We start from the raw sequence: 19,066 nt of genomic DNA, 5'->3' as shown, positions 1-19,066 counted from the left end.
GTTCCTCGCGGAGACCCTCCGGGCCCCCACTCCTCACGACACCGCGGCCACCTGCCGTCCCCCGCCGCGCTGAGCCGGACCGTCGTTCCTCGCGGAGACCCTCCGGGCCCCCACTCCTCACGACACCGCGGCCACCTGCCGTCCCCCGCCGCGCTGAGCCGGACCGTCGTTCCTCGCGGAGACCCTCCGGGCCCCCACTCCTCACGACACCCTCCGCTACGCGAGCTCCACCAGGTCGGCGAGGTCCTCGCTCCAGGCGTCCTCGGTGCCGTCGGGCAGCAGGATCACCTTGTCGGGGTCGAGGGCCCGCACGGCGCCCTCGTCGTGGGTGACCAGGACGATCGCGCCGGCGTAGGTGCGCAGCGCCTCGAGCACCTGCTCACGGCTGGCCGGGTCGAGGTTGTTGGTCGGCTCGTCGAGCAGCAGCACGTTGGCACCCGAGACGACGAGGGTGGCCATCGCCAGCCGGGTCTTCTCGCCACCGGAGAGCGTGCCGGCCCGCTGGTCGGCGGCGTCCCCGGAGAAGAGGAACGCGCCGAGGATCTTGCGCAGCTCGGTGTCCGTGCTCTGCGGCGCGGCCGCCCGCATGTTCTCCAGCAGCGAGCGGTCGTGGTCCAGGGTCTCGTGCTCCTGCGCGTAGTAGCCGACGCGCAGGCCGTGCCCGGGCCGGACCTCGCCGGTGTCGGGCGCCTCGGTGCCGGCCAGCATGCGCAGCAGCGTCGTCTTGCCCGCGCCGTTGAGCCCCAGGACGACGACCCGCGCCCCCCGGTCGACGGCCAGGTCGACGTCGGTGAAGACCTCCAGCGAGCCGTAGCTCTTGGACAGCCCCTCCGCGGTGAGCGGCGTCTTGCCGCACGCGGTGGGGGTCGGGAAGCGCAGCTTGGCCACCCGGTCCTGGACGCGGACCTCCTCGAGTCCGGCGGCCAGCCGCTGCGCGCGCTTGTCCATGCTCTGCGCGGCCCTGGCCTTGGTCGCCTTGGCGCGCATCTTGTCGGCCTGGGCCGTGAGCGCGTCGATCTTGCGCTCGGTGTTGGCGCGCTCCTGCTTCCGGCGACGCTCGTCGGTCTCGCGCTGGGCGAGGTAGGGCTTCCAGCCCAGGTTGTAGACGTCGACCGTGGCGCGGTTGGCATCGAGGTGCCACACCTTGTTGACGACGGCGTCGAGCAGCTCGACGTCGTGGCTGATGACGATCAGCCCGCCCTTGTGCGCGGACAGGAAGCCCTTCAGCCAGGTGATCGAGTCGGCGTCGAGGTGGTTGGTCGGCTCGTCGAGCAGCAGCGTCTCGGCGTCGGAGAAGAGGATGCGGGCGAGCTCGACGCGGCGGCGCTGACCGCCGGAGAGGGTGCGCAGCGGCTGGGCGAGCACGCGGTCGGGCAGGCCCAGGGCGGTGCAGATGCGCGCCGCCTCGCTCTCGGCGGCGTACCCGCCCAGAGCGGCGAACTGGTCCTCGAGCCGGCCGTAGCGGCGCACCGCGCGGTCGCGCTCGGCGTCGTCGGCGGGCTCGGCCATCGCGATCTGGGCCTTGGTCATCTGCGTGCGCAACACGTCCAGCCCGCGACCGGAGAGCACCCGGTCACTGGCGGTGATGTCCAGGTCGCCGCTGCGGGGGTCCTGCGGCAGGTAGCCGATCTCCCCGGTGACCTCCACCTTGCCCGCGTGCGGCAGCCGTTCCCCCGCGAGCGTGGTGAGGGTGGTGGTCTTGCCGGCGCCGTTGCGGCCGACCAGCCCGATGCGGTCGCCGGGCTGCACGCGGAGGGAGGCCTCGCTGATGAGGATGCGGGCGCCGGCGCGCAACTCGAGACCGGTCGTCGTGATCACTGATCCCAGGGTAGGCGCTCGGCGGCCGACTTCCGACCGCATTCCGGGGTGACGTCCGTCCACAGGTACGGCGCCCCCACCCCACCCGGGCCCGCGGGGGGCCAGCATCCCCGGCATGACCTCGGAGAACGACGATCGGTGGCGACGGCACTGCCGGCTCCGCGGGATGCCGCGCGCCGCGGCGGCTTCCTCCAGGTCCGGCGGCCCCCACTCCGGCCCACCGACCCCACCTGTGTCCCTCCTGGCCGCTCTGCGGGAGGCGCTGCTGGCCGTCGGCGCCCTCGGGGTGGTCATCGGGGCGACCGCGCTCGTCACCGTGGCGCTGGACGGCTCCGGGTCCGCGGGCAGGGTGGCGCTGGAGGTCCGGACGGGCGTTGCGGGCGTGGTCGTGACGGCGGTCGCGATCGTCGTGGGCCGGCTGACCGGCAGCACCCGAGCCTGGCCGGGAATGGCCCTGCTCGCCGCGCAGCCGGTGCCGGTGCTGCTGGTCCCACCGGTGTTCCCGACCGCCGCCGGGTTCTTGCTCGGGCTGCTGGGGACCGTGCTGCTCGACGTGCTCGTGCTCGCCCGGTCTCGTGGACCCCTCGCCGACGTGGCGGAGGTCCTGATGCGGCTGGCCGTCGCATCGGGGGTGTTCCTCGGCCCGTTCCTGGCCTGGGTGGCGATGCCGGTGGCCTCGTGGACGACCACGGGCCTGCTCGCCGCGGCCGGCGCGGTGGCCGTCCTCCTGCCGCGGTGTCCGCGCCTGGCTGCACGGCTGCCATCCGCCCCGGTGCTCGCGGGCGGGGCTGCGGTGCCCGTGGGCCTCGCCCTGGCCGGGTCGCTCCTCCACGGTCTCCGCTGAGCCGCACCGCTGACCGCCGGCGGGTGGCCCCGCGCCCCCGGCCCTACCGTGGAACCCGTCGGCGGTTGGACGGGAGGGGACGGCCATGGGCTCCACGCCACCGCTCCCCTACCGCGCACGCCCGCCGCTGGTCTTCCTCGTCGTCGGGGCGGCACTGCTCGTCAGCGGTGGCGGCACGGCGGCCGCGGTCTTCGGCGCCGGACCCGCGAGGGTGCTGCTGCTCGGGCTGGCCGGGATCGCGGCGGCCGGGTCGGCCTGGGGCTCGGCCCACCGGCTGCGGGGAACCGAGGAGACCTTCGCCGTCGCCGCGGTCGTGCTCGCCGTCCTGGGCGCCGGTGCTGCGGGCGCGCCGGTGTTCAGCGGCTCCGTCGTCCCGCTCGCCGTCCTGACCGGTGTCTTCCTCGCGCTCGCGCTGCTGTTGCGGCGCCCGGCGACGTGGCCCCTTGCTGCCTGGGCGGCCGGCCAGCTGGCCGTGCTCCGCGGGCTGCAGGGCATGGAGGCGGGGGTGGCGCGGACGGCGTGGCTGCTCGGGGTCGCCGTCGTGGGCCTCCTCGTGGCCCTGGGTGGGCGCCGGCTGGTCGCCCGGGTGGCACTGCTCAGCACCGCTCCGTGGTGGGTCACCGGTGTCGTCGCCGCCGTCGTCACCGCGTGGAGCGGCGACCCGGCCGACCGCTGGGCCTCCGCGGTGCTCACGGCCCTCGCGGCGGCCGTCCTGCTCGTCGCCCGGCTGGAAGCGGACCTCGAGCCGCTGCTCGGCCCACCGGTCGCCGTCCCGGTGCTGGCGGGGGTGGCGGTGGGCGCCGCCGTCGGCGGCCCGCTGGCCTTCCCCGGCCCCGGCGGCGTGATGCTCGCGGGGTACACGGGCGTCGTCGTGGCCTCGGTGGCCGCGGCGCTCCTGACCGGCTGGCCGCGGGGGATGCTCCTGCCGCTGGCGGTCGCGGCCGGCGGCACGCTGGTCCTGGTCAGCGTGGTGCAGCTCGTCGCCGGTGCCCGGTGGCTGGAGCTGTCGCTCCTGCTGCTCCTCACCGCGGTGCCCAGCGCGCTGGTCGCGGCGCGGCGGCGGGACGAGCGGCCGGCGGCGGCGCCCACGACCGTCGGCTGCCTGGCCGGAGCCGCGGTCTTCGCGATCGCGGCCGGGGCGCTGACCCCGGTGGCCGCGGCGGTGGTGCTGAGCGGGCTCTACGCCGCCTCGCTGGTGATCGGGTACGTCCTCGACGCGGACTCGCGGCGGGCGACGCTGGTCGCCGGCGCGGTCTGTGCGGCGGGTGCGGTCGTGCTGCTGGTGGGGACGCGGGAGCGGGGGCCACTGGCGGTCCTGCTCGCCGAGCAGGGGGTGCTCACCTGCGCGTGGGCCTGGCACGCCTGGCGGACGACGACGCCGCGGCCGGACCCGCCGGTCTCCGCCCCCGCCTGGCGGGCCGGGGCCGCGCAACTCGTGGTGGCGGCGTGGACGGCCGTGGGGCTGGCCGGGTGGTCGGTGCTCGAGGCCTACACCCTGCCGCTGGCCGCGGGCCTCCTGCTCGCCGCCGGGCCGCGGCTCATCGCCGGGCCCTCCTGGCCGGCGTGGGGTCCGGCGCTGCTCGTGGCCGCCGTCCCGTCGGTGGTGTGGTCGGTCGTGGTGCCCAACAGCCCGCGACCGGTGCTCGTCATCGTCGTCGCCGCGCTGGCCATGCTCTACGGCGTCCACACCGGGGCCCGGGCTCCGCTGGTGGCCGGGTCCGGCACCGAGCTGGCGATGGCCGGCGGGCTGGGGCTCGTCGCCCTGCCCTGGCCGGTGAGCACCGCCCTCGTCGTGGGGTCCGCACTGGCCGCACTCGGCGCCTGGCGCGAGCGGCTCCCGGTCGGCTGGTGGACCCGCCGACTGGCCGACATGCGCTGAGCGGCCGCGGACGACGACGGCCCGCGTCCCCGGGAGGGACGCGGGCCGAGGTGACGTGCTCGAGCGGCCCTGCAGGGTCCCGCTCAGGCCCCGTCCCGAGACTCGCCCCGAGTGTGCGAGGGGTGAGGAGGACGGGGTCCTCCCCCGAAGAGTGGGGAGGGAGGGGTCCTTCTACACGCGGAAGCCGAGGGCGCGCAGCTGCTCGCGGCCGTCGTCGGTGATCTTGTCGGGACCCCACGGTGGCATCCAGACCCAATTGATGCGGATGTCGTCGACCAGGCCGGGACCGGGGCCGCCGGTGAGCGCCTGCCGCGCCTGGTCCTCGATGACGTCGGTCAGCGGGCAGGCCGCCGAGGTCAGCGTCATGTCGATGACCGCGACGTCGTCCACCACGTCGATGCCGTAGACCAGGCCGAGGTCGACGACGTTGACGCCGAGCTCGGGGTCGACGACGTCGCGCATGGCCTCCTCGACGTCCTCCAGCAGCGCCGACTTGTAGGCCGGCAGGTCCCCGGGCGCCCCGTCGGTCGCCGGGGTGGCGTTCTCGGTGGTCTCGCTCATGACTTGCCTCCCGTGGGATCGGCGACGGCCAGGGCCCGCGCGGATGCGTCCTTGAGGGCCATCCAGCTCATCAGCGCGCACTTGATGCGCGCGGGGTACTTGGACACCCCGGCGAACGCCACGGCGTCCTCCAGCTCGTCCTCGAGCTTCTCGGCGACCGCGGGGTCGCCCTTGCTCTGCATCAGCGTCATGAAGTGCTCACCGGTCTCCAGCGCCTCCGGCACCGACTTGCCGATGACCAGCTCGTACATGGCCGACACCGACGCCTGGCTGATCGAGCAGCCCATCCCCTCGTAGGAGATGTCGGCGAGGCGGTCGCCGTCCAGGTGCACCCGCAGGGTGACCTCGTCCCCGCAGGTCGGGTTGACGTGGTGCACCTCGGCCTCGAACGGCTCGCGGAGTCCGCGGCCGTGCGGGTTCCGGTAGTGGTCCAGGATGATCTCCTGGTACATCGACTCGAGCTGCATGCTCTAGGACACCTCCACCGGGGGAACGCCGAAGAACTCCTGCGCCTTCCGGATGCCGTCGGCGAGCGCGTCGATGTCGTCGTACCCGGTGTGCACGTAGAACGTCGCGCGGGTCGTCGCCGGGACGCCGTAGCGCCGCACGACCGGCCAGGCGCAGTGGTGCCCGACCCGCACCTCGACGCCGAGGTCGTCGAGGACCTGCCCGACGTCGTGGGGGTGGATGCCCTCGACGGTGAAGGAGATGGCGCCGCCCCGGGCCACCGTGTCGGGCGGGCCGACCACGGTCACGCCGGGGATCTCGGCCAGCTTCGCCAACGCGTAGGCGGTGAGCGCCTCCTCGTGCGCCTGCACGTTCGCCATGCCCAGGCCCTGGAGGTACTCGACCGCGGCGGCCAGCCCGATCACCTGCGCGGTCATCGGCACCCCGGCCTCGAACCGCTGCGGCGGCGGCATGAAGGTGCTGCCCTCCATGCGCACGACCTCGATCATCGAGCCGCCGGTGAGGAAGGGCGGTAGCGCGTCGAGCACCTCGTACCTGCCCCACAGGACGCCGACGCCGGTGGGCCCGAGCATCTTGTGGCCGGAGAACACGAGGAAGTCCGCGCCGAGGGCGGTCACGTCGACCGGCTGGTGCGGCACCGACTGCGCGCCGTCGACCAGCACCAGGGCACCGACCTCGCGCGCCCGGGCGACGATCTCCTCGAGCGGGTTGATCGTGCCGAGGATGTTGGACTGCTGGGTGACCGCGACCAGCTTGGTCCGCTCGTTGACCACGGTGCCGAGGTCGGAGAGGTCCAGCCGGCCGTCGTCGGTCAGGCCGAGCCAGCGCAGGGTGGCGCCGGTGCGCTCGCACAGCTGCTGCCAGGGCACCAGGTTGGCGTGGTGCTCCATCTCGGTCACGACGATCTCGTCGCCCTGTCCGACGGCGTACCGGCGGAACCGCTCCTCCCGGGCCGTGGCTGCGTTGGACAGCGCGTAGGCGACGAGGTTGATCCCCTCGGTGCTGTTGCGGGTGAAGACGATCTCCTCGGCCGGCGCGCCGATGAACGCGCCGATCGTGGCCCGTGCCGCCTCGTAGCGGCCGGTCGCCTCCTCCGCCAGCTGGTGCGCGCCCCGGTGCGGGGCGGCGTTGCAGGTCTCGTAGAAGTCCCGCTCGGCGTCCAGGACGCTGCGCGGCTTCTGGGAGGTGGCCCCGGAGTCGAGGTAGACCAGCCGCTTCCCGTCGCGGACGGTGCGCGACAGGATCGGGAAGTCCGCCCGGATCGCCTCGACGTCCAGCGGCAGGGGTGCCTTCTGCGCCCCTGTACCGGGACGCGAGACGGTCTGGGTCACGCCGATGCCACCTCCGTCGAGCCCTTGACGTAGGCCGCGTAGCCCTCGTTCTCCAGCTTCTCCGCCAGCTCCGGGCCGCCCTCCTCGACGATCTTGCCGTTGACGAAGACGTGCACGAAGTCGGGCCTGATGTAGCGCAGGATCCGCGTGTAGTGGGTGATCAGCAGGACGCCGACCTCGCCCTCCTCGCGGGTGCGGTTGACGCCCTCGGAGACGATCCGCAGCGCGTCGACGTCGAGGCCGGAGTCGGTCTCGTCGAGGATCGCGATCGCCGGCTTCAGCAGGCGCATCTGCAGGATCTCGTGGCGCTTCTTCTCACCGCCGGAGAAGCCCTCGTTGACGTTGCGCTCGGCGAACGCCGGGTCCATCTCCAGGGCCGCCATCTCGGTCTTGACGTCCTTGACCCAGGTGCGCAGCTTGGGCGCCTCGCCCTTGATCGCGGTGGCGGCGGTGCGCAGGAAGTTCGACACCGAGACGCCGGGGACCTCGACCGGGTACTGCATGGCCAGGAACAGACCGGCCCGGGCGCGCTCGTCGACGCTCATGGCGAGGACGTCCTCGCCGTCGAGGGTCACCGTGCCACCGGTGATCGTGTACTTGGGGTGACCGGCGATCGAGTAGGCCAGGGTCGACTTGCCCGACCCGTTCGGCCCCATGATCGCGTGCGTCTCACCGGAGCGGACGGTCAGGTCGACGCCGCGGAGGATCTCCTTGGCGTCGTCGCCCTCGCCCACGGTGACGTGCAGGTCGCGGATCTCCAGCACGGACACTCTTCTTCTCGCTCCTCAGTTGCGGGCCGCGGTCGAGGGGAGATCGACGACGTCGGCGGTCACGTCGACGTAGACGTCCTCTCCCTCGACCCGGACCGGGTAGACGGGCACCGGCTCGGTGGCCGGCAGGTTGGTGGGCTCGCCGGTGCGCAGGTCGAAGCACGACCCGTGCAGGTAGCACTCGATGGTGGGGGCGCCGTCGAACTCCTCGACGTCGCCGTCGGACAGCGGGACCTCGGCGTGCGAGCAGAGGTCCTCGATCGCGTAGACCTCACCCTCGAAGCGGACGACGGCGACGTCGACGTCGGCGAGCTCGACCCGCAGCGAGCCGCTCTCGGGGACCTCGGACAGCGCGCACACCCGCTCGAAACTCACGCCGGGACCTCCACCGGCTGGTCCTCCAGCCCGGGGAGGGCGCCGAGACGGGCCTCGATGGAGCCCATCAGGCGGTCCTGCAGCTCGGGCAGGCCGATGCGCTGGACGACGTCGGCGAAGAAGCCCCGGACGACCAGGCGACGCGCGGTCTCGGCGTCGATTCCCCGCGAGCAGAGGTAGAACAGCTGCTCGTCGTCGAACCGTCCCGTGGCGCTGGCGTGGCCGGCACCGACGATCTCGCCGGTCTCGATCTCCAGGTTCGGCACCGAGTCGGCGCGGGCGCCGTCGGTGAGCACGAGGTTGCGGTTGAGCTCGTAGGTGTCGGTGCCGGTGGCCGCCGGGCGGATCCGGACGTCACCGATCCACACCGTGCGCGCCTTCTCGCCCTGCAACGCGCCCTTGTAGAGGACGTTGCTGGTGCAGTTGGGCACGGCGTGGTCGACCCACAGCCGGTGCTCCTGGTGCTGGGTCTCGTCGGCGAAGTAGACGCCGTAGAGCTCCGCCGTCCCGCCGGGGCCGGCGTACTGGACGTTGCTCACCAGCCGGACGAGGTCGCCGCCGAGGGTGACCACGACCTGCGTGAGCGTGGCGTCGCGGCCGACGACGGCGTCGAACTGGCCGCCGTGGACCGTGCCCGGCGCCCAGTCCTGCACGGAGACGACGGTCACCTGCGCGCCGTCCCCGACGAGGACGGCGACGCCGCCGGAGTACCGGGCCAGGCCGGCGTGGTCGAGGACGACCGTGGCCTTGGCGAAGGCGCCGACCTCGACCACCAGCTGACCCCAGACGACGTCGTCGGCGCCGGTGCCGGACAGCCGCAGGGAGACCGGGCGGTCGAGCTGGGCCTCCGCCGGCACGCGGACGACGGCGGCGCCGCCGCTGCGCTGCCGGGTGAGGGCGGCCAGCCGGTCGACCGGTTCGGGCAGCCCCTTGATCAGCGGGTCGTCGGCCTCGACGCTGCTCAGCTCGACGCCCTCGGGCAGGTCGGTGTCCCACTGCAGGTGCGCGTCGGACGGCGCGCCCTGCAGCAGCGGCCGGATCCGGCGCATCGGGGTGAAGCGCCACTCCTCCTCGCGACCGGTCGGCTCGCCGAAGGCCTCCGGGTCGGTGGAGGTGAACCGCTCGGCCGGGGAGCCGGTGGGCACGGGGCCCCCGTGCGAGTGCGCGCCCGGGGCGGCCCGGCCGGCGGTGGCCGTCTCCGAGGCCGGGGTCGTCGGCGGGCCGGCCTGGGCACCCACGCCGGGGGCGAACAGCTCGCCGGCGAGGGTGGCGGGCGCGACCGCGACGTCCTCGGTGGTGCTGGGGGTCTCGGGGGCTGACATCAGCCGACGGCACCTTCCATCTGCAGCTCGATCAGGCGGTTCAGCTCGAGGGCGTACTCCATGGGCAGCTCGCGGGCGATCGGCTCCACGAACCCGCGGACGACCATCGCCATCGCCTCGTCCTCGGACAGGCCCCGGCTCATCAGGTAGAAGAGCTGGTCGTCGCTGACCCGGGAGACGGTCGCCTCGTGACCCATCGCGACGTCGTCCTCGCGGACGTCGACGTAGGGGTAGGTGTCCGACCGGCTGATCGTGTCGACCAGCAGGGCGTCGCACTTCACCGTGGACTTCGAGCCGTGGGCGCCCTCGTCGATCTGGACCAGACCGCGGTAGGAGGTCCGGCCGCCGCCGCGTGCCACCGACTTCGACACGATCGTCGAGGAGGTGTTGGGCGCCGCGTGCACCATCTTGGCGCCGGCGTCCTGGTGCTGACCCTCGCCGGCGAAGGCGATGGAGAGCACCTCGCCCTTGGCGTGCTCGCCGGTCATCCAGACCGCCGGGTACTTCATGGTGACCTTGGAGCCCAGGTTGCCGTCGACCCACTCCATGGTCGCGCCCTCGTGGGCGATCGCCCGCTTGGTGACCAGGTTGTAGACGTTGTTCGACCAGTTCTGGATGGTCGTGTACCGGCAGCGGGCGTTCTTCTTGACGATGATCTCGACGACCGCCGAGTGCAGCGAGTCCGACTTGTAGATCGGCGCGGTGCAGCCCTCGACGTAGTGCACGTAGGCGCCCTCGTCGACGATGATCAGCGTCCGCTCGAACTGGCCCATGTTCTCGGTGTTGATCCGGAAGTAGGCCTGCAGCGGGATCTCCACGTGCACGCCCTTCGGCACGTAGATGAACGAGCCACCCGACCACACCGCGGTGTTCAGCGCGGCGAACTTGTTGTCACCGGACGGGATGACCGAGCCGAAGTACTCCTTGAAGAGGTCCTCGTGCTCCTTGAGCGCCGTGTCGGTGTCGAGGAAGACGACGCCCTGCTCCTCGAGGTCCTCACGGATCTTGTGGTAGACGACCTCGGACTCGTACTGGGCGGCGACACCGGCGATCAGCCGCTGCTTCTCCGCCTCCGGGATGCCCAGCCGGTCGTAGGTGTTCTTGATGTCCTCGGGCAGCTCGTCCCACGAGGTGGCCTGCTGCTCGGTGGAGCGGACGAAGTACTTGATGTTCTGGAAGTCGATCCCGGACAGGTCCGAGCCCCAGTCGGGCATCGGCTTCCGGTCGAACAGCTTGAGGGCCTTGAGCCGCCGCTCGAGCATCCACTCCGGCTCGTTCTTGCGGCGCGAGATGTCCCGGACGACCTCCTCGTCCAGGCCACGGCGGGCGGAGGCCCCGGCGACGTCGGCGTCAGCCCAGCCGTACTGGTAGCGGCCGAGCTGCTCGATCTGCTCGTCCTGCGTCAGCGGCGTGCTGGTCACCGGCTGCTGGGTGCTGGTCATGCGGGCGTCCTCTCCCGGTCGAACGTGTGAGTGGAGCTGGTGGACGGTGCGGTGCGCTGGGTGGCCGGTACCGGCCGCGCTCCCCGCTCACCTGGTACAGGGTTCGCGGAGGCCGATCTGTTCCCCGCGCGGGTGTGGTCCCGGCCGCTCGCCCCCATCCTCAGCGGGCCGGGGATGTGGGTGGTGCAGACGCCGTCGCCGTGGGCGATCGTGGCCAGGCGCTGTACGTGCGTACCCACCAGCCGGCCGATCACCGCCGTCTCGGCCTCGCACAGCTGCGGGAACTCCGCCGCCACGTGCGCCACCGGGCAGTGGTGCTGGCAGAGCTGCCCGCCGCTGGAGATCGCCGAGGCCGAGGCAGCGTAGCCCTCGGCGGTCAGCGCCGCGGCGAGCACCTGCGCCCGGTCGACGGGGGCACCGGAGCCGGCGGCCTGCTCGACCGCAGTCGAGCAGCGCTGCTCCAGGCCCGACAGCTGCTGCTCGGCCACCGACCGGACCGCGTCGGGCCCGCCCTGGGCGGCGACGAACCGCAGCGCGGTGAGCGCGAGGTCGTCGTAGGCGTGCGGGAACGCCGACCGGCCGGCGTCGGTGAGGTGGAACAGCCGGGCGGGCCGCCCGCGGCCGCGCGGGGCGCCGGTCGCCTGCCGCTCCTCGACGCGGCCGGTGGCCACCAGGGCGTCGAGGTGCCGCCGGACGGCGGTCGGCGAGACGCCGAGCCGGCCGGCGAGCTCGGTCGCGGTCTGCGGCCCGTGCTCGAGCAGGAGCGCGGTCACGCGGTGGCGCGTGCGCCGGTCGTCGGCGGTCGCCGACGGCCGGGGCGCGCTGCCCACCTGCACCCGGTCGCTTTCCACAACACAAGTGTTGCCTATTTCCGGGGGTCCGCAAGCAAGGGGGACCTAAGTCCCGCCGCACCCGGGACCTGCGGCGATGGACGGCCGCGTCGACCCCCGGCCGGCCTGTGACGAGGGCCTCACCCGGTCGCAGCCGACGCGGCCCCGGCGGGCGCCTCGACGGCGAAGTCGAGGGCGCCGTCCCGGACGCCGACCGTCACCCGGCCACCCGACGCCAGCCGCCCGTCGAGCAGCAGCCGGGCGAGCGGGTTGTCGACCTCCCGCTGGATGGTGCGGCGCAGCGGCCGGGCGCCGAACTGCGGCTCGAAGCCGCGCTGGGCGATCCAGCCCACCGCCTCGTCGCTGAAGGCCACCTCGATGTCCTGGGCCGACAGCCGGCGGCGGGTCTCCTCGAGCAGCAGGCGGGTGATCTGCGCCAGCTGCGCCTCCTCCAGCTGGGAGAAGACCACGATCTCGTCGATCCGGTTGAGGAACTCCGGCCGGAACGACTCGCGCAGCCGCCGCATGAGCCGGTCGCGGAGCCCCGCGTCCGACGACGCGCCGTCGCCGGCGCCGAAGCCCAGCGGGGCGTTGCGGCCCTGGATCAGCTCCGACCCCAGGTTGCTCGTCATGATCAGCACGGTGTTCTTGAAGTCCACCGTCCGGCCCTGGGAGTCGGTCAGCCGGCCGTCGTCCAGGACCTGCAGCAGGGTGTTGAAGACGTCGGGGTGGGCCTTCTCGATCTCGTCGAGCAGCACCACCGAGTAGGGCCGGCGCCGCACCGCCTCGGTGAGCTGGCCGGCGTCCTCGTAGCCGACGTACCCGGGCGGAGAGCCGACCAGCCGGCTGACCGTGTGCCGCTCCTGGAACTCGCTCATGTCCAGGCGGATCATCCGGTCCTCGTCGCCGAACAGCGCCTCGGCCAGCGCCCGGGCCAGCTCGGTCTTGCCCACGCCGGTCGGACCGAGGAACAGGAAGCTGCCGATCGGCCGGTCCGGGTCCCCGAGACCGACGCGGGAGCGGCGCACGGCCTCGGCCACCACGCGCACCGCGTCCTCCTGGCCGACGACGCGCTCGTGCAGGTGCTCCTCCAGCCGCAGCAGGCGCTGCATCTCCTCCTGGGTCAGCTGGTTCACCGGGATGCCGGTGGCGCGGGAGACGACCTCGGCGATGTCCTCCACGCCGACCTCCGGGATGGAGGAGCGGGTCCCGCCACCGCGCGCCTGCTCCAGCCGCGCCTGCGCCGCGGCCAGCTGGTCGCGCAGCTCCGAGGCGCGCTCGTACTGCTCCGCGGCGACCGCCTGGTCCTTCTCGCGCTGCAGCTGCTCCACCTCCTGCTCGAGCCCGCGCAGGTCGGTCGGTGGCATCCGGACCCGCCGGCGCACCCGCGCCCCGGCCTGGTCGATGAGGTCGATCGCCTTGTCCGGCAGGTGCCGGTCGGTGATGTACCGGTCGGAGAGCTCGACCGCGGCCCGGATGGCGTCGTCGGTGAACCGGACCTCGTGGTGGGCCTCGTAGCGGTCGCGCAGGCCGCAGAGGATCTGCACGGTGTCCTCGACGCTCGGCTCGGGGACCAGGATCGGCTGGAAGCGGCGCTCCAGGGCGGCGTCCTTCTCGATGTTGCGGCGGTACTCGTCCAGCGTGGTGGCGCCGATGATGTGCAGCTCGCCGCGGGCCAGCGCCGGCTTGAGCATGTTGCCCGCACCGCCGGAGCCCTCCGAGGCCCCGGCGCCGACGACGGTGTGCAGCTCGTCGATGAAGACGATGACCTCGTCGCTGTGCTCGCGGATCTCGTCGATGATCTTCTTGATCCGCTCCTCGAAGTCACCGCGGTAGCGGGTGCCGGCCACCAGACCGGTGAGGTCGAGCTCCACCAGCCGCCGTCCGCGCAGGGTCTCGGGGACGTCGCCGTCGACGATCTGCGCGGCGATGCCCTCGACGATCGCCGTCTTGCCCACACCGGCCTCACCGATGAGCACGGGGTTGTTCTTCCGCCGCCGGGAGAGCACCTCGACGGTCTGCTCGATCTCCGGCTCCCGGCCGATCACCGGGTCGATCTGGCCGTTGCGGGCCATCTCGGTGAGGTCGCGGCCGTACTCGTCCAGCGTCGGGGTGTTCGACGGGGGCTGTCCCCCGCCGCCGCCGGGCCGCCCGGCTCCGGGCTGGGCGCCACCCGTGGCGGCCTGCTGGAGCGCCTCCGGGGTGACGCCGCGGTCCCGCAGCACCCGGCCGCCCGGGGAGTCGGGGTTCACGGCGAGGGCGAACAGCAGGTGCTCGGGGCCGATGTAGGTGGAGCCCAGCGCCCGGGAGATGCGGTGGGCGTCGAGCAGCGCGCGCTTGGCGGCCGGGGTGAGCGACGGCGGCTCCTGGCGGGGCTCGCCCCGCCGCAGCTGGCCGTCGAGCTGGGCGCGCAGCTGGTCGGGGTCGGCGCCGGCCCGGGCGAGGAACTGGCGGGTGGTCTCCTCACCGGCCATGGCCCACAGCAGGTGCTCGGTGTCCAGGTCGGCGCTGCCGGCGGCGGCCGCCTGCCGTGCCGCGGCGTTGACCAGCTCACGGGCCTGCTGGCTGAGGAACTGGGTGATGTCGACGCGCTGCCGCTGCGGGGGCTGGCCGCCGCCGAGGTAGCGGGCGAAGAAGTCGTCGAAGGGGCTGCCGTAGGGGCCGGGGAAGAAACCGCTCGTCATGACGTCCGTCCGTGTCGGGGGTGTGCGCCGCACGCGCCTGCTCGGGCGGTGCACGGTCCCCGCTGCCCTACCCGTGATGGTCCCGGATCACCATCGGGGACGGCAGGCACGGGACGGCCGACCGCCTAGCATCGGGACGTGCCGGTCTCCCCTGCCGTCGTCTCGCGCCTCGCCCTCGCCAACGCCGTCGCCAACGGCGCGATCGTCCTCACCGGCGGAGCCGTCCGGCTGACCGGGTCCGGGCTGGGCTGCCCCACCTGGCCGCGGTGCACCGACGAGAGCTTCGTCGCCACCCCCGAGCTGGCCGGGCACGGCGTCATCGAGTTCGGCAACCGGCTGCTGACCTTCGTCCTGGCCGCGGTCGCGATCGCCACCGTGGTCGCGGTGTTCCGCTCGGCGCGGCGGGACCTTCGCGGCCTCGCCGTCGTCTCGTTCCTCGGCATCCCCGCCCAGGCGCTGCTCGGTGGGGTCACCGTGCTGACCGGGCTGAACCCGTGGACGGTGGCGGCGCACTTCCTGCTCTCGTCGGTCCTGGTGGCGCTGACGACGGTGCTGTGGCTGCGCTCCCGCGAGCCGGGGGTCGGCCAGCTGCTGGTGCGCCGCCCGTTCGCGCTGTTGGTGAGCGGCATCGGCGTGGCCACGGCCGCCGTCCTGGTGCTCGGGACGGTGGTGACCGGCAGCGGTCCGCACAGCGGCGACCCCGAGGCCGGCCGCACGGGCTTCGACCCCGAGCTGGTCAGCCAACTGCACGCCGACGTCGTCTTCCTGCTCCTCGGCCTCACCGTGGCGCTCCTGGTCGCCCTGCACGCCACCGACTCCCCCGGCCGCGTGAAGCGGGCTGCCCGCGACCTCCTGCTGGTGCAGGTGCTGCAGGGCGTCGTCGGCTACGTGCAGTACTTCACGCACCTGCCCGTGGTCCTGGTGCTCCTGCACATGCTGGGCGCGGTGCTGGTCACGGCGTTCACCGCCCGGCTGGCCTGGTCGGTCCGCGGCCCGGCGTCCGAGCTGCCGCTGGCGGCCTCCTCCGTCCCCGCGCCCGCCACCCGCTGAGACGCGGGGCCGGCCCCTCCACCCGACGGGGACGCGGCGGACGACACCGGACCCACCCCGTCGTCGCCGACCACGCCGTACACCGCGAGGTCGGCGACCACGAGCCGCGTCCGGTGAGCGGAGCGTGCGCCCACCCCCGGAGGGCATGGTGTCCTCGCGGGGCGGCCGGCCCGCGAGGACCGGCTCAGACCAGGACGTCGACGATGATCGCGACCGACAGCAGCGCCATGTACGAGATCGAGATGTGGAACAGCTTCATGGGACGGGTCTCGGCGCCCGAGCGGATCCGGTTGAGCAACCGGTGCGCCTCGATCGCGAACCACAGCCCCAGGCCAGCCGCGGCGACGGTGTAGATCCAGCCGATGCCGACGGTGGCACCGACCGGCCACAGCAGCAGCGAGACCGCCACGGTCAGCCAGGTCCAGACGACGGTCTGCCGGCCCACCGACAGCGGGGCGGCCACCACCGGCAGCATCGGGACCTCGGCGCGGGCGTAGTCGGACCGGAAGCGCATCGCCAGCGCCCAGAAGTGCGGCAGCTGCCAGCAGAAGACGACGCCGAAGAAGACCACCGCCGGCCACGCCAGCGACCCGGTCACCGCGGCCCAGCCGATGAGCACCGGCGCCGCCCCGGGCACGCCGCCGAACAGCGTCGAGTGCCGGGTGTGCCGCTTGAGCACCATCGTGTAGAGCACCGCGTAGTAGACGATCGCGCCCAGCGCCAGCACCGCGGCCAGCGTCGTGGTGGTGGCCGCCAGCAGGGCGACCGACAGCACGGTCAGCGCCAGCCCGAACAGCAGCGCACCCCGCGGGCCCACCTCGCCCATCGGCAGCGGCCGGCGCTCGGTGCGGTGCATCAGCCGGTCGATGTCGCGGTCGTACCAGCAGTTGAAGACGTTGGCCGCGCCCGCGGCGAGCGTGCCGCCGACCATCGTGGCCAGCAGCAACCGCCAGGAGGGCCAGCCGCGCGCGGCCAGCATCATGGCCGGGACGGTCGTCACCAGCAGCAGCTCGATGATCCGCGGCTTGGTCAGCGCCACGTAGGCCTTGACCGTGCCGGAGAGGCGGCGGGCCTGGACGGCCGGCCGCTCGGACAGCGCCGTCACCGCGAGGCTCCGGTCGCGCGGGGACGTGGGCAGGGCACCACCGGGCACCAGGACAGCACGGGGTCCCTTCCGAGCGGGGACAGCAGAACGCGTTCACTGTATCCCCCGCCCCGGTCGCGGGCCGGTGGGCATGACCAGCGTCTCGTTCCCCGCGAGCGGACTAGGGTCGACCACGTTGGTGCTGCGCACGCAGCGGGTAGGGCCGACGTCGACGACGACGGTGCGTCCAGGTCCAGCGCCCCGGATCCGGTGCGCGCGAGGCCGGTCGCTGGAGCCGCGCACCCTCGTCCGCCCGCGGTCGGTCGGTCCACACCGTCCCGGGCGGTCCCGCAACCGGCCGACCCCCGAGGAGCACGCGAGACATGGGAACCCGAAGCACCGAGCCCGAGGCTCCGGCCGAGGCCGCGACCGACGCCCCGACCGGCGATCCGCGCCAGCCGCACCCGACGCTGCCCGAGGGCTTCGGCGACCTCGACCGCCGCGCGATCGACACCGTGCGGGTCCTGGCGATGGACGCCGTCCAGAAGGTCGGCAACGGCCACCCCGGGACGGCGATGAGCATGGCCCCGACCGCCTACCTGCTGTTCCACAAGTGGCTGCGGCACGACCCCAGCGACCCGAACTGGGTGGCCCGCGACCGCTTCATCCTGTCGATGGGCCACTCGAGCCTGACGCTGTACATCCAGCTCTACCTCTCCGGCTACGGCCTGGAGCTCGCCGACCTCGAGGCGCTGCGCACCTGGGGCTCGAAGACCCCGGGCCACCCCGAGGTCAACCACACCCCGGGCGTGGAGACCACCACCGGGCCGCTGGGCCAGGGCGTCGGCAACGCGGTGGGCATGGCGATGGCCGCCCGGCGCGAGCGCGGCCTGCTCGACCCCGACGCCCCCGAGGGGCAGAGCCTCTTCGACCACACCATCTGGTGCTTCGCCTCCGACGGCGACCTGGAGGAGGGCGTCAGCGGCGAGGCGTCGTCGCTGGCCGGGACGCAGCGGCTGGGCAACCTCGTCCTCGTCTACGACGACAACCGGATCTCCATCGAGGACGACACGAACGTCGCCTTCACCGAGGACGTCGGGAAGCGGTACGAGGCCTACGGCTGGCACGTGCAGCACGTCGACGACGGTGAGGACCTCGCCGCGATCGACGCCGCGTTCGCCGCCGCCAAGGCCGAGACCGGCCGGCCGTCGATCATCGTGCTGCGGACGATCATCGCCTGGCCCGCGCCGAACAAGCAGAACACCGGCGCGGCGCACGGCTCCGCCCTCGGCGAGGACGAGGTGCGGGCCACCAAGGAGGTCCTCGGCTTCGACCCCGAGCAGACCTTCCAGGTGGACGACGAGGTGCTCGCGCACGCCCGCTCGGCGGTCGACCGCGGCCGCGAGGAGCACGCCACGTGGCAGGAGCGCTTCGACGCCTGGGCGCAGCAGGACCCGGAGCGGGCCGCCCTGCTGGAGCGGATGACCACCCGGAGCCTGCCGGAGGGCTTCGCCGCGGAGCTGCCGAGCTGGGACGCCGACCCGAAGGGCGTGGCCACCCGCAAGGCCTCCGGCGAGGTGCTCGCGAAGCTCTACCCGGCGCTGCCGGAGCTGTGGGGCGGGTCGGCCGACCTGGCGGAGAGCAACAACACCGCGGTCAAGGGCGAACCCTCGTTCCTGCCCGCCGACCGGCAGACGAAGATGTGGTCGGGTGGCCCCTACGGCCGCACGCTGCACTTCGGCGTCCGGGAGCACGCGATGGGCGCGATCATGAACGGCATCGCCCTGCACGGCGGGACCCGCGTGTACGGCGGCACCTTCCTCACCTTCTCCGACTACATGCGCGGGGCGGTGCGCCTGGCCGCGCTCATGCAGCTGCCGGTCATCTACGTCTGGACCCACGACTCGATCGGCCTGGGCGAGGACGGCCCGACGCACCAGCCGATCGAGCACTTCGCCGCGCTGCGGGCCATGCCGGGGCTCGACGTCGTCCGGCCCGCGGACGCCAACGAGGTCGCCGTCGCCTGGCGGACGATCCTCGAGCACAACGACCGCCCGGCCGGCCTGCTGCTGTCCCGGCAGAACCTGCCCGTGTTCGACCGGACGGAGTTCGGCGCCGCGGAGGGCGTGACCCGCGGGGCCTACGTGCTGGCCGAGGCGTCGAACGGCACCCCCGAGGTGATCCTGCTGGGCACCGGCTCCGAGGTGCAGATCGCGGTGGCCGCCCGGGAGCGGCTGGAGGCCGAGGGCGTCCCGACCCGGGTCGTCTCGGTGCCCTGCGTCGAGTGGTTCGCCGACCAGGACCAGGCCTACAAGGACGAGGTGCTCCCGCCGTCGGTCCGCGCCCGGGTGAGCGTCGAGGCGGGCGTGCCGATGGGCTGGCGGGAGTTCGTGGGTGACGCCGGCCGGATCGTGGGCCTGACTCACTACGGGGCCAGCGCCGCCTACAGCGTCCTCTACGAGGAGTTCGGCCTCACCGACGAGGCCGTCGTGACCGCCGCCCGGGAGAGCATCGAGGCGGCGCGGTCGGGCGCCGCCGTCCCGGCCGGCCCCGTGCCGGCCACCGGCGGGCTGCCGCACCCCACCGGCGACCGCTGAACCCCGGCCTC

Annotated in this window: 15 protein-coding genes; 4 read left to right on the top strand and 11 right to left on the bottom strand. The window is 73.6% G+C overall.

Annotated features, from left to right (window positions below; genetic code table 11):
* Nucleotides 1-216: 216 nt before the first annotated feature.
* Nucleotides 217-1,818 (bottom strand): ABC-F family ATP-binding cassette domain-containing protein, encoded by a 1,602-nt coding sequence (locus ACI79C_RS20695; protein ID WP_456947573.1) that lies wholly within the window; start codon nucleotides 1,816-1,818, stop codon nucleotides 217-219.
* Nucleotides 1,819-2,050: 232 nt separating this feature from the next.
* Here ACI79C_RS20695 and ACI79C_RS20690 point away from each other — a divergent pair, with 232 nt between their 5' ends.
* Nucleotides 2,051-2,662 (top strand): hypothetical protein, encoded by a 612-nt coding sequence (locus ACI79C_RS20690; protein WP_456947572.1) that lies wholly within the window; start codon nucleotides 2,051-2,053, stop codon nucleotides 2,660-2,662.
* Nucleotides 2,663-2,747: 85 nt separating this feature from the next.
* The gene (locus ACI79C_RS20685; protein ID WP_456947571.1) at nucleotides 2,748-4,541 is read left to right on the top strand and encodes an SCO7613 C-terminal domain-containing membrane protein; all 1,794 of its coding nucleotides are present in this window, start codon (nucleotides 2,748-2,750) and stop codon (nucleotides 4,539-4,541) included.
* A 171-nt stretch (nucleotides 4,542-4,712) separates the two neighbouring features.
* Here the strand turns inward: ACI79C_RS20685 and ACI79C_RS20680 are convergent, their stop codons facing one another.
* The 9 genes from ACI79C_RS20680 to ACI79C_RS20640 all read right to left on the bottom strand — a co-directional run bounded on the left by ACI79C_RS20680 (nucleotide 4,713) and on the right by ACI79C_RS20640 (nucleotide 14,324).
* Nucleotides 4,713-5,102, bottom strand: coding sequence for a metal-sulfur cluster assembly factor (locus ACI79C_RS20680; protein WP_456947570.1), 390 nt, complete (start codon nucleotides 5,100-5,102; stop codon nucleotides 4,713-4,715).
* A complete protein-coding gene (gene sufU / locus ACI79C_RS20675) occupies nucleotides 5,099-5,569 on the bottom strand; it encodes a Fe-S cluster assembly sulfur transfer protein SufU (protein ID WP_456947569.1) in 471 nt (156 codons plus the stop codon). Before sufU ends, ACI79C_RS20680 begins: the two co-directional genes overlap by 4 nt.
* Before the next feature lie 3 nt (nucleotides 5,570-5,572).
* Nucleotides 5,573-6,901: a cysteine desulfurase gene (locus ACI79C_RS20670; protein WP_456947568.1), complete on the bottom strand. Its 1,329-nt coding sequence runs from the start codon at nucleotides 6,899-6,901 to the stop codon at nucleotides 5,573-5,575.
* A complete protein-coding gene (gene sufC / locus ACI79C_RS20665) occupies nucleotides 6,898-7,671 on the bottom strand; it encodes a Fe-S cluster assembly ATPase SufC (protein WP_456947567.1) in 774 nt (257 codons plus the stop codon). Before sufC ends, ACI79C_RS20670 begins: the two co-directional genes overlap by 4 nt.
* A gap of 15 nt (nucleotides 7,672-7,686) precedes the next feature.
* On the bottom strand, nucleotides 7,687-8,046 hold the full coding sequence (locus ACI79C_RS20660) for a non-heme iron oxygenase ferredoxin subunit (RefSeq protein ID WP_456947566.1): 360 nt from the start codon (nucleotides 8,044-8,046) through the stop codon (nucleotides 7,687-7,689).
* Nucleotides 8,043-9,368 (bottom strand): Fe-S cluster assembly protein SufD, encoded by a 1,326-nt coding sequence (sufD, locus tag ACI79C_RS20655; RefSeq protein ID WP_456947565.1) that lies wholly within the window; start codon nucleotides 9,366-9,368, stop codon nucleotides 8,043-8,045. Before sufD ends, ACI79C_RS20660 begins: the two co-directional genes overlap by 4 nt.
* Nucleotides 9,368-10,810: a Fe-S cluster assembly protein SufB gene (gene sufB, locus ACI79C_RS20650; protein ID WP_456947564.1), complete on the bottom strand. Its 1,443-nt coding sequence runs from the start codon at nucleotides 10,808-10,810 to the stop codon at nucleotides 9,368-9,370. The genes sufD and sufB overlap by 1 nt, the downstream gene beginning before the upstream one ends.
* The gene (locus ACI79C_RS20645) at nucleotides 10,807-11,661 is read right to left on the bottom strand and encodes a helix-turn-helix transcriptional regulator (RefSeq protein ID WP_456947563.1); all 855 of its coding nucleotides are present in this window, start codon (nucleotides 11,659-11,661) and stop codon (nucleotides 10,807-10,809) included. The genes sufB and ACI79C_RS20645 overlap by 4 nt, the downstream gene beginning before the upstream one ends.
* Nucleotides 11,662-11,780: 119 nt before the next feature.
* Nucleotides 11,781-14,324 carry an ATP-dependent Clp protease ATP-binding subunit gene (locus ACI79C_RS20640; RefSeq protein ID WP_456947562.1) on the bottom strand — a complete coding sequence of 848 codons (2,544 nt, stop codon included), beginning with the start codon at nucleotides 14,322-14,324 and terminating at the stop codon, nucleotides 11,781-11,783.
* Nucleotides 14,325-14,462: 138 nt separating this feature from the next.
* Between ACI79C_RS20640 and ACI79C_RS20635 the strand changes: the two genes are divergently transcribed.
* Complete coding sequence (locus ACI79C_RS20635; RefSeq protein ID WP_456947561.1) at nucleotides 14,463-15,374, top strand: COX15/CtaA family protein; 912 nt, start codon at nucleotides 14,463-14,465, stop codon at nucleotides 15,372-15,374.
* Nucleotides 15,375-15,558: 184 nt separating this feature from the next.
* On the opposite strand, the gene ACI79C_RS20630 is transcribed toward ACI79C_RS20635, so the two are convergent.
* Nucleotides 15,559-16,479, bottom strand: a complete 921-nt coding sequence (locus ACI79C_RS20630; protein ID WP_456947560.1) for a heme o synthase — start codon at nucleotides 16,477-16,479, stop codon at nucleotides 15,559-15,561.
* Nucleotides 16,480-16,841: 362 nt separating this feature from the next.
* Here ACI79C_RS20630 and tkt point away from each other — a divergent pair, with 362 nt between their 5' ends.
* The gene (gene tkt / locus ACI79C_RS20625) at nucleotides 16,842-19,055 is read left to right on the top strand and encodes a transketolase (protein ID WP_456947559.1); all 2,214 of its coding nucleotides are present in this window, start codon (nucleotides 16,842-16,844) and stop codon (nucleotides 19,053-19,055) included.
* The last annotated feature ends 11 nt before the right edge of the window (nucleotides 19,056-19,066 follow it).

Source organism: Geodermatophilus sp. SYSU D00697, from assembly GCF_054050175.1.
The sequence above is the reverse complement of the archived record's forward strand: the minus strand, read 5'-3'. Positions and strand labels throughout refer to the sequence as shown.

Coding starts and splice junctions, on each gene's coding strand:
- ACI79C_RS20685 (WP_456947571.1), top strand. CDS start 2,748: ATGGGCTCCACGCCACCGCTCCCCTACCGCGCACGCCCGCCGCTGGTC.
- ACI79C_RS20680 (WP_456947570.1), bottom strand. CDS start 5,102: ATGAGCGAGACCACCGAGAACGCCACCCCGGCGACCGACGGGGCGCCC.
- sufU (WP_456947569.1), bottom strand. CDS start 5,569: ATGCAGCTCGAGTCGATGTACCAGGAGATCATCCTGGACCACTACCGG.
- sufD (WP_456947565.1), bottom strand. CDS start 9,368: ATGTCAGCCCCCGAGACCCCCAGCACCACCGAGGACGTCGCGGTCGCG.
- sufB (WP_456947564.1), bottom strand. CDS start 10,810: ATGACCAGCACCCAGCAGCCGGTGACCAGCACGCCGCTGACGCAGGAC.
- ACI79C_RS20640 (WP_456947562.1), bottom strand. CDS start 14,324: ATGACGAGCGGTTTCTTCCCCGGCCCCTACGGCAGCCCCTTCGACGAC.
- tkt (WP_456947559.1), top strand. CDS start 16,842: ATGGGAACCCGAAGCACCGAGCCCGAGGCTCCGGCCGAGGCCGCGACC.